8 protein-coding genes, 1 tRNA gene and 2 rRNA genes are annotated in these 14319 nt (G+C 41.3%); 10 read left to right on the top strand and 1 reads right to left on the bottom strand.

What is annotated here, in order from left to right:
• The first annotated feature begins 3 nt into the window (after nt 1-3).
• Both ubiA and DM558_RS11630 read left to right on the top strand, forming a co-directional pair.
• Nucleotides 4-897 carry a 4-hydroxybenzoate octaprenyltransferase gene (gene ubiA, locus DM558_RS11635; RefSeq protein ID WP_127164155.1) on the top strand — a complete coding sequence of 298 codons (894 nt, stop codon included), beginning with the start codon at nt 4-6 and terminating at the stop codon, nt 895-897.
• A gap of 80 nt (nt 898-977) precedes the next feature.
• Nucleotides 978-2336 carry a hemolysin family protein gene (locus DM558_RS11630; protein WP_127164154.1) on the top strand — a complete coding sequence of 453 codons (1359 nt, stop codon included), beginning with the start codon at nt 978-980 and terminating at the stop codon, nt 2334-2336.
• 14 nt (nt 2337-2350) lie between these two features.
• Here DM558_RS11630 and DM558_RS11625 read toward each other — a convergent pair whose 3' ends face one another.
• Complete coding sequence (locus DM558_RS11625; RefSeq protein WP_127164153.1) at nt 2351-3262, bottom strand: peptidoglycan DD-metalloendopeptidase family protein; 912 nt, start codon at nt 3260-3262, stop codon at nt 2351-2353.
• A gap of 211 nt (nt 3263-3473) precedes the next feature.
• Here DM558_RS11625 and DM558_RS11620 point away from each other — a divergent pair, with 211 nt between their 5' ends.
• The 8 genes from DM558_RS11620 to DM558_RS11580 all read left to right on the top strand — a co-directional run bounded on the left by DM558_RS11620 (nt 3474) and on the right by DM558_RS11580 (nt 14169).
• Nucleotides 3474-3971: a DUF4124 domain-containing protein gene (locus DM558_RS11620; RefSeq protein WP_164731455.1), complete on the top strand. Its 498-nt coding sequence runs from the start codon at nt 3474-3476 to the stop codon at nt 3969-3971.
• A 472-nt stretch (nt 3972-4443) separates the two neighbouring features.
• A complete protein-coding gene (locus tag DM558_RS11615) occupies nt 4444-6168 on the top strand; it encodes an acetolactate synthase 3 large subunit (RefSeq protein WP_127164151.1) in 1725 nt (574 codons plus the stop codon).
• Nucleotides 6169-6663 (top strand): acetolactate synthase small subunit, encoded by a 495-nt coding sequence (gene ilvN, locus DM558_RS11610; RefSeq protein ID WP_127164150.1) that lies wholly within the window; start codon nt 6169-6171, stop codon nt 6661-6663.
• An 81-nt stretch (nt 6664-6744) separates the two neighbouring features.
• Nucleotides 6745-7761 carry a ketol-acid reductoisomerase gene (ilvC, locus tag DM558_RS11605; RefSeq protein WP_127164149.1) on the top strand — a complete coding sequence of 339 codons (1017 nt, stop codon included), beginning with the start codon at nt 6745-6747 and terminating at the stop codon, nt 7759-7761.
• A 334-nt stretch (nt 7762-8095) separates the two neighbouring features.
• The gene (pssA, locus tag DM558_RS11600) at nt 8096-8971 is read left to right on the top strand and encodes a CDP-diacylglycerol--serine O-phosphatidyltransferase (RefSeq protein ID WP_127164148.1); all 876 of its coding nucleotides are present in this window, start codon (nt 8096-8098) and stop codon (nt 8969-8971) included.
• A 294-nt stretch (nt 8972-9265) separates the two neighbouring features.
• Nucleotides 9266-10790: ribosomal RNA gene (locus DM558_RS11595) — 16S ribosomal RNA — on the top strand.
• A gap of 93 nt (nt 10791-10883) precedes the next feature.
• Nucleotides 10884-10960, top strand: a tRNA-Ile gene (locus DM558_RS11590).
• A 312-nt stretch (nt 10961-11272) separates the two neighbouring features.
• Nucleotides 11273-14169, top strand: a 23S ribosomal RNA gene (locus DM558_RS11580).
• The 16S and 23S rRNA genes sit together here with 1 tRNA gene alongside, the layout of an rRNA operon.
• The last annotated feature ends 150 nt before the right edge of the window (nt 14170-14319 follow it).

Raw genomic sequence — 14319 nt, 5'->3', positions numbered from 1 at the left:
AAGATGTATGTTCAATGGCTAAAAAGTTTTTCTGATAAATTACATCCGAGAGCATGGGATTTTGTGCAATTGATTCGACTTGAGAAACCGATAGGTATTTATTTGTTACTCTGGCCTACTTTGACAGCTTTATGGATTGCAGGCGCAGGTCAACCTTCTATTAAAAATGTTATTATTTTTTTTATAGGTGTTGTATTAATGCGGTCAGCTGGTTGTATTATTAATGACTTTGCCGATCGTGATTTTGACGGTCATGTGGAGCGTACTAAAGCGAGACCCTTGGCAGGAAAACGAATCTCTTCAAAAGAGGCCTTTGTATTCTTTTTTATTTTATTATTGATTTGCCTCTTGCTCGCTATGTGTACTAATTTAGCAACTATTTATTTGTCATTTGGTGCAGTAGCTGTTGCTGCAACCTATCCTTTTATGAAGCGTTTTACTCACTATCCTCAAGTGGTTCTAGGTGCGGCGTATTCATGGGGGATTTTGATGACATTTACAGCGCAAGAAGGTTTTTTACCTTGGTACGGATGGATTCTTTTCTTTGCTAATGTTGCATGGACGATAGGTTTTGATACTTACTATGCGATTTCTGACCGAGAGGATGATTTAAAAATAGGTATAAAATCGACAGCTATTGCTTTTGGGGAGAATGATCGATTAATCATTTTTATTTTACAGAGTGTGAATTTAATTGGTTTTATTGTTGTTGGGCTATATTTAAATTTTAATGTTTATTTCTATATGGGTATTCTTGTTGCGCTGTTATGTTTTATTTGGGAATATAAGTCAACTACTGACTCAAACCCTATGGGTTGCTTTAATGCTTTTCTGCATAATCATTGGGCGGGGCTTGCTATTTTTATAGGGGTAATCATAAATTACATGGTGCAATAATAAATATTTGCTCAGAATACTTGCACATAATGTTAATAGACTGCATGATATAACGCTTCATTAATAACAGTTAAAAAAATATGGACCCTGATACGAACAGTTTGCTTTTTTACTCCTCAGATATTTTATTAGTTTTATTTGCCCTTTTCCTAGTATTACTTAATGGCTTCTTTGTTGGCGCTGAGTTTGCTATGGTCAAACTACGTGCGACGCGCGTAGAAAGTTTGGCCAAGGTGAACGGTTGGCGCGGGCGTATCCTTAAAAAAGTTCATAACCAATTAGATGCTTATTTATCCGCATGTCAGCTAGGGATTACTTTAGCCTCGCTCGGATTAGGCTGGGTAGGAGAACCCGCTTTTGCGGAACTTATTACGCCACTTTTAAACCTATTGGATGTTAAGTCTCCAGAGGTTATTAAAGGTGTTTCTTTTTTTACAGCCTTCTTTGTTATTTCATACTTACATATTGTTGTTGGTGAATTAGCTCCGAAATCTTGGGCAATTAGACAGCCAGAAAGGCTCTCACTATGGACTGCGGTGCCATTGTATTTGTTTTATTGGAGTATGTATCCCGCCATTTGGTTACTTAATCACAGTGCTAATGCCATTTTGCGAATAGCAGGTCAGTCTGAGATAAATGATAATGAACATTACTACACACGGGATGAGCTAAAGCTTATTTTACACTCAAAAGGTGCTCGTAATGCTCAAAGTGGTGAAATGCAAGTTCTTGCCTCTGTGGTTGAGATGGCGGAATTAGAGGTTGTTGATTGGGCAAACTCTCGTGAAGATTTAATTTATATTGAGTCGATTGCTTCTCTAGATGATGTTTTAGAAATAGTAAAACGTTATAAATATAGCCGCTATCCTATTTATGATGTAGCGACGGCTGAGTTTATTAGTATATTACATATCAAAGATTTGCTATTAGAGTTGGCTACTGCTCATGGCGAAGCGATGGACTTTAAGCTTGATCTTGAGGACTTATCCCGTCCTATTGAAAAAGTTTCTAAAAGAATGCCTTTGGGCGCTTTGCTTGAGCATTTTAAACAAGGCGGAGTACATTTTGCTTTGGTTGAAGAGGCTGATGGTAAAGTGGTTGGCTTCTTAACGATGGAAGATGTATTAGAGGTGCTGGTCGGTGATATTCAGGATGAGCACAGGAAAACAGAGCGTGGAGTTTTAGCATTCCAACCCGGAAAGCTCTTAGTGAGAGGAGATACACCTCTTTTCAAGATTGAGCGTTTATTAGGTGTTGATCTTGACCATGTTTCTGCTGAGACTATGGCGGGTTTAATTTATGAGACACTTAGTCGGGTTCCTCAAGAGGAGGAAGTGCTTGAAACAGAAGGATTAAGCATTACAGTAAAAAAAATGAAAGGTCCAAGAATTTTATTGGCTAAAGTAACGAAACTTGAAGAAAGTAATCTTCATAAATGATATAGCGTAGATGATTATTTGCTATCCTCCATATAGATAGTTTTGCTAGTAACTGGTTGGGTAAATTCGTAGGGAATGGATATTACGGACATACCTGTGTTACGCTGGATGACGAAGTGTAAATGAGGGCCTGTACTACGGCCAGTATTTCCTGATAAGGCGATAAAGTCCCCGACTTTGACTTTATCTCCCTCTTTCGGGGAAATAGAGCCTCTTTTAAGGTGTAAGTAGACACTCATTGTTCCATCGCTATGTAGGATACGAATGAAGTTTCCAGCAGGGTTATCTCCTTTGTCGGTTTGGCTATTTTCGACTTTTATGGCGATCCCTGAGCGTGCTGCAATAATAGGTGTTCCTTCAGGCATACTAATATCTCTTGCATAGCGCCCTTTGGGACCATTGTGGCTGAATTTTCCTGAAGGCCCTTGTGATTGATAAAATGGGCCTCCTCTCCAAGGCAATGGATATCTGTAGGGTTCTGGTCTAAGTCTGGGGTCTCCTAATGCGTAAGAAAGTACAGGTTTATAGTGCATAGGCTTTGACTTATCATAAGGAGCTAGTGTTACCAAGCGTATTTCCTTTCTAGCAGGTAGGATCCAGTGTAATTCTTTATTAGTCGCGCCGACAACATTGGTTAACTCTTCCAGCTTCAATTTAATTTCAACAGGAGCATAAAGATCATTTTTTATCTTTAATGTTTCTCCACCCTCATGCTTTACGATGTTTAAGTGTACTTGATTCTCAATGTGTTCAATAATTTCATCATTGAATTCAACAGTTTTTGAGCCTGGAAGTGCTTGGTCAGTGTAGGTAATAACACCATTTTTGTCTATATGCTGATAGATTGTAGGAGTAGCTATAACACAACAAGAGTAGCAAAATATGAGTGCAAAAAAATATTTATTTTGCCTTAAACTTATAGCCATATATTTTATAATCCCCATCCCATAATAAGCTGTATTTAATTTAAATTAAAATAAATCAGGCGTTATCCTATTATTTATTCGTAACAATATTATATAATAGTGGCTACTAGAAGTACTGAAAATTCTTAATTATTTATTGACGTTACGTAGTATATTTTGTTCTAAGAATGAGTAATGTCCGTTACAATTAATGTTTAAAAAAGGAGTATATATGAAATATACTATTTTATTGATATCAAGTTTACTGGTTCTTTCTTTTTCAGCTATTGCACAATCAACCTACCGTTGGGTAGACTCCAATGGTCAAGTTCATTACAGTTCAAAACCTCCAGCGGTAGTTGAGGCTAATGTTAAAAAGCCAGAGGCTAAAGAGGAAACAACAGCGTCATTAGCTGCTAGACTTCGAGCAGAAGAAAAAGCAAAACAAGAAAATCAAAAAGAGCAAGTTAAAGATAATCAGGTAGATAAGAAAGAAGTTGATGATAAACAAGCAGCTTATAATCAGGCAGCTCAAGAAAAAGCAGCTCAGGATGGCGCGCAGTTGAAAGTAGTTTGTGAGAGTATGCGAAAAGATCTAGCTACTTATACCAACTATCCACGAGCTAAGGTAAATGTAGATGGTGTGGTAAGGCGTTTGACTTCTGAAGAGCTATCCACCAAAATTAATGACTTGCAAAGTAAGATTAAAGAAAACTGCCAAGATTACTAAGCAACAGAAAGAGTTATAGTATTGCTTTTAACGTAAAAATTTAATTAAGTTAGTGTTTTATTCTGAGAGTATACATTAGCTTGGTAAAATAAATTAAAAAATTTCTTTTTATTGCGATTTTATTTTAAAATGGCATGTTTTTTTGGTTGGTCTTGGATTTTTATAGCGAATTTTTCCCTGTGGGGCTAATAGCGCTTGACTTATGATCCATTAACTACAACAATAATAGCCAGAGCACTAATTATTGTTAGTTTAGAAATAACAGAGTTAGTAACATGGCGCTTACCAGCGCCGACTTTAGTTTACCCATAATGCGTTACCTCGCTTCGGGTTAGAAAACTCGCCACAATGAGTTTTCTTAAGTTTATTAGCTAGCAGCTGATATAGTCGGCGATTTTTTCGTGCATGTTTTGCTAGTGAAGGACTTATATACCTAAATTTAGTGAGTAATGGCTTAACGAGGTAAACAAGCGTGGAATTATTATCTGGCGCGGAAATGGTTGTTCGTTTTTTACGCGATGAAGGTGTAAAATATATATACGGATATCCCGGTGGCGCATTATTACATCTTTATGATGCATTGTTTAAAGAAAAAGAATTAACACATATTTTAGTTCGTCATGAGCAAGCAGCAACCCATATGGCAGATGGATATGCTCGTGCAACGGGTAAAGCGGGTGTCGTATTTGTTACCTCTGGTCCTGGTGCTACAAATGCCGTTACAGGTATAGCTACGGCATTTATGGACTCTATCCCGATGGTTGTTATTTCTGGGCAGGTAGCTACTTCATTAATAGGTTCTGATGCATTTCAAGAAGTTGACATGGTGGGAGTTTCAAGACCTATCGTAAAACATAGCTTTATGGTTAGGCATGCATCAGAAATTCCTGAAATTATGCGAAAGGCTTTTTATATTGCTGAATCGGGAAGACCAGGGCCTGTTGTTGTTGATATACCTAAAGATACTTGCAATCCTGCAGAAAAGTTCGAATATGTTTTTCCAAAGCATGTGAGGTTACGCTCGTATAATCCAGTCCAGCGTGGACACTCAGGTCAGATTCGTAAAGCTGCAGAGTTATTGCTATCAGCAAAAAGACCTGTGGTTTGTTCAGGTGGTGGGGTGGTTTTAGGCTTTGCATCAGCACAGATAACTGAGTTAGCTCGTAAATTAAATTTACCTGTTGCTAATACATTAATGGGCTTAGGTGGTTATCCTGGATCAGACAAACAATTCATTGGCATGCCGGGAATGCATGGTAGTTACACAACTAATATGGCTATGCACCACAGTGATGTTATCCTTGCTGTAGGAATGCGTTTTGATGATCGAGTTACGAATGATATAAAAAAATTCTGCCCTAATGCAAAAATTATCCACATTGATATTGATCCTGCTTCTATTTCGAAAACAATTAAAGCAGATATCCCTATTGTAGGGCCTGTAGATAATGTTTTATCCGAAATGATAGCTGTAGTGAATGAGCTTACCTCGGAAAAGCCTCCAGAACAATTAGTTGATTGGTGGAAACAAATTAATGAATGGCGTAGTAAAGGGTTATTCCCATATGATAAGGATGATCAAAGTATCATAAAGCCAGAGTTTGTTATTAATACGCTTTATGACGTAACTAAAGATAGCGATACATATATAACCTCTGATGTTGGTCAGCACCAAATGTTTGCGGCACAACACTATCTTTTTGACAAGCCTAACCGATGGATAAACTCAGGCGGTTTGGGAACCATGGGGTTTGGTTTCCCCGCTGCTATGGGAATAAAGTTAAGTTTTCCTGATGCAAATGTAGCTTGTGTAACAGGTGAAGGTAGCATTCAGATGAATATTCAGGAGCTTTCTACCTGTTTGCAATATGATTTACCAGTTAAAATTATTTGCTTAAATAATGGTGTTTTGGGAATGGTCAGACAATGGCAAGACATGCAATATAATAGCCGTTACTCTCATTCCTATATGACATCACTACCAGACTTTAAAAAATTGGTTGAGTCTTATGGGCATGTAGGCATTAATGTTGAGGATGCATCGCAGCTACATGGCGCTATGCAAGAGGCTTTCTCTTTAAAAGATCGCCTTGTGTTTATGAATATCAAAACAGATGCAAGTGAACATGTTTATCCTATGCAAATTCGTGATGGTTCAATGCGCGATATGTGGTTAAGTAAAACGGAGCGTACCTAAATGCGTCATACAATCTCTTTACTTATGGAGAACGAACCTGGTGCTTTATCGCGTGTTATTGGTTTATTCTCCCAGAGAAATTACAACATTGAAAGTTTGACAGTAGCAGCAACTGAAGATCCAACAGTGTCTCGATTGACCTTGACAACTCAAGATAAGCCAGAGGTTATAGAGCAGATTACTAAAAACCTTAATAAGTTAATTGAGGTTGTTAAATTAGTCAATCTATCAGAAAGCGATCATATTGAGAGAGAGCTTCTATTAATCAAAGTCAGAGCGTTAGGCTCACAAAGATCGGAAGTAAAACGAACGGCCGATATTTTTAGAGGTCAAATCGTGGATGTGACTCCTAATTTATATACGATACAATTATCGGGAAATAGCAATAAAGTGGATAACTTTATCGCTGCTATTGGAACAATGTCGACGATTGTTGAGGTAGTTCGCACTGGTGTAACGGGAATCTCAAGAGCAGATAAAGTTTTAAGTATTTAAAATAAATGTTCAGAAAAGATTTATTTTTTAATATATCTAACAAGTTAATTATTAACATTTTAAACTTAAAGGAAAATATAAATGCGTGTTTTTTATGATAAAGATTGTGACCTTTCAATTATCCAAGGCAAAAAAGTAGCAATTATCGGTTATGGTTCTCAAGGCCATGCACATGCTTGTAACTTAAAAGATTCTGGCGTTGATGTGGTTGTTGGTTTACGTAAACACTCAGCAACAAGAGCAAAAGCTGAAGCTCATGGGCTTAAAGTTGCTGATGTGCCAGATGCAGTAGCTTCTGCAGATGTGGTAATGATCTTGACTCCAGATGAGTTTCAAAGTCAACTTTATAAAGAAGAGTTAGAACCCAACCTAAAAAAAGGTGCTACATTAGCTTTTGCACATGGTTTTGCTATTCACTATAACCAAGTCGTACCACGTCCAGATTTAGATGTTATTATGATCGCTCCTAAAGCGCCTGGACACACTGTACGTTCGGAATTTGTTAAAGGTGGTGGTATTCCTGATTTAGTAGCTGTATATCAAGATGCATCAGGTAATGCTAAAAATGTTGCTTTATCCTATGCGAGCGGTATAGGTGGTGGTCGTTCAGGTATTATAGAAACAACATTTAAAGATGAAACAGAAACAGACCTTTTTGGTGAGCAAGCTGTATTATGCGGTGGTTGCGTAGAATTAGTTAAGGCAGGTTTTGACACATTAGTTGAGGCAGGGTATGCCCCAGAAATGGCATATTTTGAATGTCTACATGAGTTGAAGTTAATTGTTGATTTAATGTATGAGGGTGGTATCGCTACAATGAACTACTCTATTTCTAATAATGCAGAGTTTGGTGAATATGTCACAGGTGCTAAAGTGATTAATGAAGAGTCACGTAAGGCAATGCGTGAAGCATTAAAGAATATTCAAAATGGTAATTATGCAAAAGCTTTTGTTGCTGAAGGGGCAACCAGCTATCCAATGCTAACTGCGCATCGTCGCTTGACGGCAGCGCATCCAATTGAACAGGTGGGTGAACGTTTACGCGCAATGATGCCTTGGATTGCTGCAAACAAATTAGTTGATAAATCTAAAAACTAGTTAATTAGTAATTTTGAAAACGCGGCATAAGCCGCGTTTTTTATTTTTTGAAAAGAAATAAAAATTAACAATGAGATGGATAAGGTTATTTATTTTGCATGTTTTACACATCGTTACGTAAAAATAGGTCAGAGAATTCCACTTATTCAAAATCAGAATATTTTTATAATCTTTAAGTAAGATAATCATAAATATTTACTTTTACTTATTTAATATATAATGACTGAAAATGTTTGGCATAACTTATTACAATAGTTATATCTAAGAAATGATTTATGAAAATATTCTATGATATATGTATTAAGAAAAATGATAACGCTTAAGGAGTATTTTTATGACAGATCAACCTAATGAACAAAGTAGTGAGACATCTAAAATAACGATTCCGGTTGATGAGTACATTGAAGAGGTTTCTGATGAAAAAGGGCAAAAAATACCTAGAAAAGGTGTGTATTTGCTGCCAAATCTATTCACTACTGCTGCATTATTTGCAGGATTTTATTCGATTGTTAGCGCAATGTATGCCCCTGTCGCATTAAGTCAAGAGGGTATAGAGGTAGCTAGAGATTACTTTACCTATGGCGCCATTGCTATTTTCATTGCCATGATACTGGACGGGCTAGATGGGCGGGTAGCCAGATTTACTAATACCCAAAGCGCTTTTGGTGCAGAATATGATTCTTTATCTGATATGGTAGCTTTTGGATTGGCTCCTGCAATACTAGCCTTCCAATGGTCATTATCAACATCAGGAAAAATAGGGTGGATGGTAGCATTTATTTATGTTGCTTGTGCAGCATTAAGATTGGCTAGGTTTAATGTGCAAATAGGATCTGTGGATAAGCGCTACTTCATAGGACTGGCTAGTCCTTCAGCTGCCGCTGTCGTTGCAAGTAGTGTATGGTCTTTCAATACGCTTGAATTTTCAGGTGAAAATCTAGTGTACTTGATGTTACCTCTAGTAGCGGCATCTGGATTATTAATGGTTAGCAATATAAAATATTACAGTTTTAAAACATTTGATATGAAAGGCAGAGTACCATTCATAGCGATACTTATCATCATATTATTATTTGCTGTTATTGGTACAGCTCCTGCTTATGCCTTATTATGCATCTTCTTAGCTTATACTGTCTCAGGACCAATACAATATTTATTGAGTTTTAAAAAGAGAGTTGATTTACAAAAAACAGTTGACAAGGCTGAATAAATCTATAAAATGTTTCGTCCTTGCTACGTAAAAATTTTTTCGATTTAAGTTAAAAACAAATCAAAAAAAAGATTAAAGATACGTTGACAAAGATAAAAAAAGGCGTAGAATGCGCGCCTCGTCTGAAGTTGAAAGCAAACGCAGACAACCGTTCTTTAACAAAATAAATCAAGTAAATCGTGTGGGTGTTTGTAGTACTGGTACAAGATATCAGTAATACGAAATACTCGTCATAGAATAGAGTTTTCGATTAATTACTGAGCCGTTTTCGCTTCTTATGAAGCAAAAGATTTAAAACTGAAGAGTTTGATCATGGCTCAGATTGAACGCTGGCGGCAGGCCTAACACATGCAAGTCGAGCGGTAACAGGGGAGCTTGCTCCTGCTGACGAGCGGCGGACGGGTGAGTAAAGTCTAGGAATCTGCCCAGTAGTGGGGGACAACGCGGGGAAACTCGCGCTAATACCGCATACGCCCTACGGGGGAAAGGTGCTTTATTGTACCGCTATTGGATGAGCCTAGATCAGATTAGCTAGTTGGTGGGGTAAAGGCCCACCAAGGCGACGATCTGTAGCTGGTCTGAGAGGATGATCAGCCACACTGGGACTGAGACACGGCCCAGACTCCTACGGGAGGCAGCAGTGGGGAATATTGGACAATGGGGAAACCCTGATCCAGCCATGCCGCGTGTGTGAAGAAGGTCTTCGGATTGTAAAGCACTTTAAGTTGGGAGGAAGGGCAGAAGTAACGACTCTGCTTTGACGTTACCAACAGAATAAGCACCGGCTAACTTCGTGCCAGCAGCCGCGGTAATACGAAGGGTGCAAGCGTTAATCGGAATTACTGGGCGTAAAGCGCGCGTAGGTGGTTTATCAAGTTGGATGTGAAATCCCTGGGCTCAACCTAGGAACTGCATCCAAAACTGATTGACTAGAGTATAGTAGAGGTTAGTGGAATTTCCTGTGTAGCGGTGAAATGCGTAGATATAGGAAGGAACACCAGTGGCGAAGGCGACTAACTGGACTAATACTGACACTGAGGTGCGAAAGCGTGGGAGCAAACAGGATTAGATACCCTGGTAGTCCACGCTGTAAACGATGTCAACTAGCTGTTGGAATCCTAGAGATTTTAGTAGCGTAGCTAACGCACTAAGTTGACCGCCTGGGGAGTACGGTCGCAAGATTAAAACTCAAATGAATTGACGGGGCCCGCACAAGCGGTGGAGCATGTGGTTTAATTCGACGCAACGCGAAGAACCTTACCTGGCCTTGACATGTCCGGAATCTTGCAGAGATGCGAGAGTGCCTTCGGGAATCGGAACACAGGTGCTGCATGGCTGTCGTCAGCTCGTGTCGTGAGATGTTGGGTTAAGTCCCGTAACGAGCGCAACCCTTATCCTTAGTTACCAGCACGTAAAGGTGGGCACTTTAAGGAGACTGCCGGTGACAAACCGGAGGAAGGTGGGGATGACGTCAAGTCATCATGGCCCTTACGGCCAGGGCTACACACGTGCTACAATGGTTGGTACAGAGGGTCGCCAAACTGTAAAGTGGAGCTAATCTCAAAAAACCAATCGTAGTCCGGATTGAAGTCTGCAACTCGACTTCATGAAGTCGGAATCGCTAGTAATCGCGAATCAGAATGTCGCGGTGAATACGTTCCCGGGCCTTGTACACACCGCCCGTCACACCATGGGAGTGGGTTGCTCCAGAAGTAGCTAGGCTAACCTCGTGAGGCCGGTTACCACGGAGTGATTCATGACTGGGGTGAAGTCGTAACAAGGTAGCCGTAGGGGAACCTGCGGCTGGATCACCTCCTTAAACGAAAGCTGGTACTGCAAGTACCCACACGAATTACTTGATTTATATTGAAGAGAACAAGATTGGGCTAAGGCCTGAGAAGTCGACAGATTAGGGTCTGTAGCTCAGCTGGTTAGAGCACACGCTTGATAAGCGTGGGGTCGTAGGTTCAAGTCCTACCAGACCCACCAAATGAATGGGCCATAGCTCAGCTGGGAGAGCGCCTGCTTTGCACGCAGGAGGTCAGGAGTTCGATCCTCCTTGGCTCCACCAGAATCTAGAGATTAGAAGCTAATTCTTTTGAAAGAAAGAGAGTTACCTTCTAACTTCTAAAGTTAGACTGTTCTTTAACAAATTAGATATGCAAAGAAGTAAAGATTAATTAGTAATTACTGGTCTAATTACTAATGCTAAGGTGAAAATCTTGCGAACTCAAGCGCAAGTTTTCGGCGAAAAAAGTTTAATTCTTTGGTTGTGTAGCTCTAGATAATTTAGGGTTATATAGTCAAGTGAATAAGCGCATACGGCGGATGCCTTGGCAGTCAGAGGCGAAGAAAGACGTGATACCTGCGAAAAGTTACGGGGAGCTGGGTACAAAGCTATGATCCGTAAATGTCTGAATGGGGAAACCCAACTGAGAGAACCTCAGTTATCCAACACTGAATACATAGGTGTTGAGAAGCGAACCAGGGGAACTGAAACATCTAAGTACCCTGAGGAAAAGAAATCAACCGAGATTCCCCAAGTAGTGGCGAGCGAACGGGGAGGAGCCAGTGCTCAGAAGTTAGTGATATTAGTGGAATGGCGTGGGAAAGCCAATCATAGAGGGTGATAATCCCGTACACGAAAATACATTAATGAATCTAAGTGCACAAAAAGTAGGTCGGGGCACGAGAAACCTTGACTGAAGATGGGGGACCATCCTCCAAGGCTAAATACTACTGACTGACCGATAGTGAACCAGTACCGTGAGGGAAAGGCGAAAAGAACCCCGAGTAGGGGAGTGAAATAGAACCTGAAACCGTATGCGTACAAGCAGTGGGAGCAGACTTGTTCTGTGACTGCGTACCTTTTGTATAATGGGTCAGCGACTTATATGCAGTAGCAAGCTTAACCGAATAGGGGAGGCGTAGCGAAAGCGAGTCTTAATAGGGCGTTTAGTTGCTGTGTATAGACCCGAAACCAAGCGATCTATCCATGGGCAGGTTGAAGGTTAGGTAACACTGACTGGAGGACCGAACCGACTACCGTTGAAAAGTTAGCGGATGACCTGTGGATCGGAGTGAAAGGCTAATCAAGCTTGGAGATAGCTGGTTCTCCTCGAAAGCTATTTAGGTAGCGCCTCGTATATAACTTCTGGGGTAGAGCACTGTTTCGGCTAGGGGTCATCCCGACTTACCAACCCGATGCAAACTCCGAATACCAGAAAGTTTCAGTACGGGAGACACACGGCGGGTGCTAACGTCCGTCGTGAAAAGGGAAACAACCCAGACCGTCAGCTAAGGTCCCAAAGTGATAGTTAAGTGGGAAACGATGTGGGAAGGCATAGACAGCTAGGAGGTTGGCTTAGAAGCAGCCATCCTTTAAAGAAAGCGTAATAGCTCACTAGTCGAGTCGGCCTGCGCGGAAGATGTAACGGGCTCAAACTATCCACCGAAGCTACGGGTTCATACTATGTATGAGCGGTAGAGGAGCGTTGTGTAAGTCTGTGAAGGTGAATTGAGAAGTTTGCTGGAGATATCACAAGTGCGAATGCTGACATGAGTAACGATAATGGGTGTGAAAAACATCCACGCCGAAAGACCAAGGTTTCCTGCGATACGTTAATCGAAGCAGGGTTAGTCGGCTCCTAAGGCGAGGCTGAAAAGCGTAGTCGATGGAAAATAGGTTAATATTCCTATACTTCTAGTAACAGTGATGGAGGGACGGAGAAGGCTATGTCAGAGTGGCGTTGGTTGTCCACTTGAAAGGCTGTAGGTAGATCTCTTAGGTAAATCCGGGAGATTATTACTGAGAACTGATGACGACCTAATTCTCTGAATTAGGGAGTGATAGATGCCATGCTTCCAAGAAAAGCTTCTAAACTTATGTTACTAGGAACCGTACCCCAAACCGACACAGGTGGTCAGGTAGAGAATACCAAGGCGCTTGAGAGAACTCGGGTGAAGGAACTAGGCAAAATGGCACCGTAACTTCGGGAGAAGGTGCGCTGGTGTGTAGGTGAAGTCCCTGCGGATGGAGCTGAAGCCAGTCGAAGATACCAGGCCGCTGCAACTGTTTATTAAAAACACAGCACTCTGCAAACACGAAAGTGGACGTATAGGGTGTGACGCCTGCCCGGTGCCGGAAGGTTAATTGATGGGTTAGCTAACGCGAAGCTCTTGATCGAAGCCCGGTAAACGGCGGCCGTAACTATAACGGTCCTAAGGTAGCGAAATTCCTTGTCGGGTAAGTTCCGACCTGCACGAATGGCGTAATGATGGCGGCGCTGTCTCCACCCGAGACTCAGTGAAATTGAAATCGCTGTGAAGATGCAGTGTATCCGCGGCTAGACGGAAAGACCCCGTGAACCTTTACTGTAGCTTTGCACTGGACTTTGAACTTGTCTGTGTAGGATAGGTGGGAGGCTTTGAAGCTGAGACGCTAGTTTCAGTGGAGCCAACCTTGAAATACCACCCTGACAATTTTGAGGTTCTAACTCTGACCCGTTATCCGGGTTGAGGACAGTGTATGGTGGGCAGTTTGACTGGGGCGGTCTCCTCCTAAAGAGTAACGGAGGAGTACGAAGGTGCGCTCGGCGTGGTCGGAAATCACGCTAAGAGTATAAAGGCAAAAGCGCGCTTGACTGCGAGACAGACAAGTCGAGCAGGTACGAAAGTAGGTCTTAGTGATCCGGTGGTTCTGTATGGAAGGGCCATCGCTCAACGGATAAAAGGTACTCCGGGGATAACAGGCTGATACCGCCCAAGAGTTCATATCGACGGCGGTGTTTGGCACCTCGATGTCGGCTCATCACATCCTGGGCTGAAGCCGGTCCCAAGGGTATGGCTGTTCGCCATTTAAAGTGGTACGCGAGCTGGGTTTAGAACGTCGTGAGACAGTTCGGTCCCTATCTGCCGTGGACGTTTGAGATTTGAGAGGGGCTGCTCCTAGTACGAGAGGACCGGAGTGGACGAACCTCTGGTGTTCCGGTTGTCACGCCAGTGGCATTGCCGGGTAGCTATGTTCGGAAGAGATAACCGCTGAAAGCATCTAAGCGGGAAACTTGCCTCAAGATGAGATCTCACTGGGATTTAATCCCCTAAAGGGCCGTTGAAGACTACAACGTTGATAGGTTGGGTGTGTAAGCGCTGTGAGGCGTTGAGCTAACCAATACTAATTGCCCGAGAGGCTTGACTATATAACCCCAAGTTATTTAGTTAGACTCAAAGAATCAAGCAAATAAGTCGAAAGTGAGCAAATGAGTTCGTTTGCCGAAGCACAGAAATAGACTTTAAACTAATTAATCAACTTCAACGCGTAAGTGAATACTTACAAGCATATCTGATTT

The sequence above is a fragment of the Entomomonas moraniae genome (assembly GCF_003991975.1).
Lineage (GTDB): Bacteria > Pseudomonadota > Gammaproteobacteria > Pseudomonadales > Pseudomonadaceae > Entomomonas > Entomomonas moraniae.
This window is presented reverse-complemented; position numbering and strand designations above follow the sequence as displayed.

What these genes read in the sequence shown, in the direction of transcription:
- ubiA (WP_127164155.1), top strand. Translation starts at nt 4, where the DNA reads ATGTATGTTCAATGGCTAAAAAGTTTTTCTGATAAATTACATCCGAGA.
- DM558_RS11630 (WP_127164154.1), top strand. Translation starts at nt 978, where the DNA reads ATGGACCCTGATACGAACAGTTTGCTTTTTTACTCCTCAGATATTTTA.
- DM558_RS11625 (WP_127164153.1), bottom strand. Translation starts at nt 3,262, where the DNA reads ATGGCTATAAGTTTAAGGCAAAATAAATATTTTTTTGCACTCATATTT.
- DM558_RS11620 (WP_164731455.1), top strand. Translation starts at nt 3,474, where the DNA reads ATGAAATATACTATTTTATTGATATCAAGTTTACTGGTTCTTTCTTTT.
- ilvN (WP_127164150.1), top strand. Translation starts at nt 6,169, where the DNA reads ATGCGTCATACAATCTCTTTACTTATGGAGAACGAACCTGGTGCTTTA.
- ilvC (WP_127164149.1), top strand. Translation starts at nt 6,745, where the DNA reads ATGCGTGTTTTTTATGATAAAGATTGTGACCTTTCAATTATCCAAGGC.
- pssA (WP_127164148.1), top strand. Translation starts at nt 8,096, where the DNA reads ATGACAGATCAACCTAATGAACAAAGTAGTGAGACATCTAAAATAACG.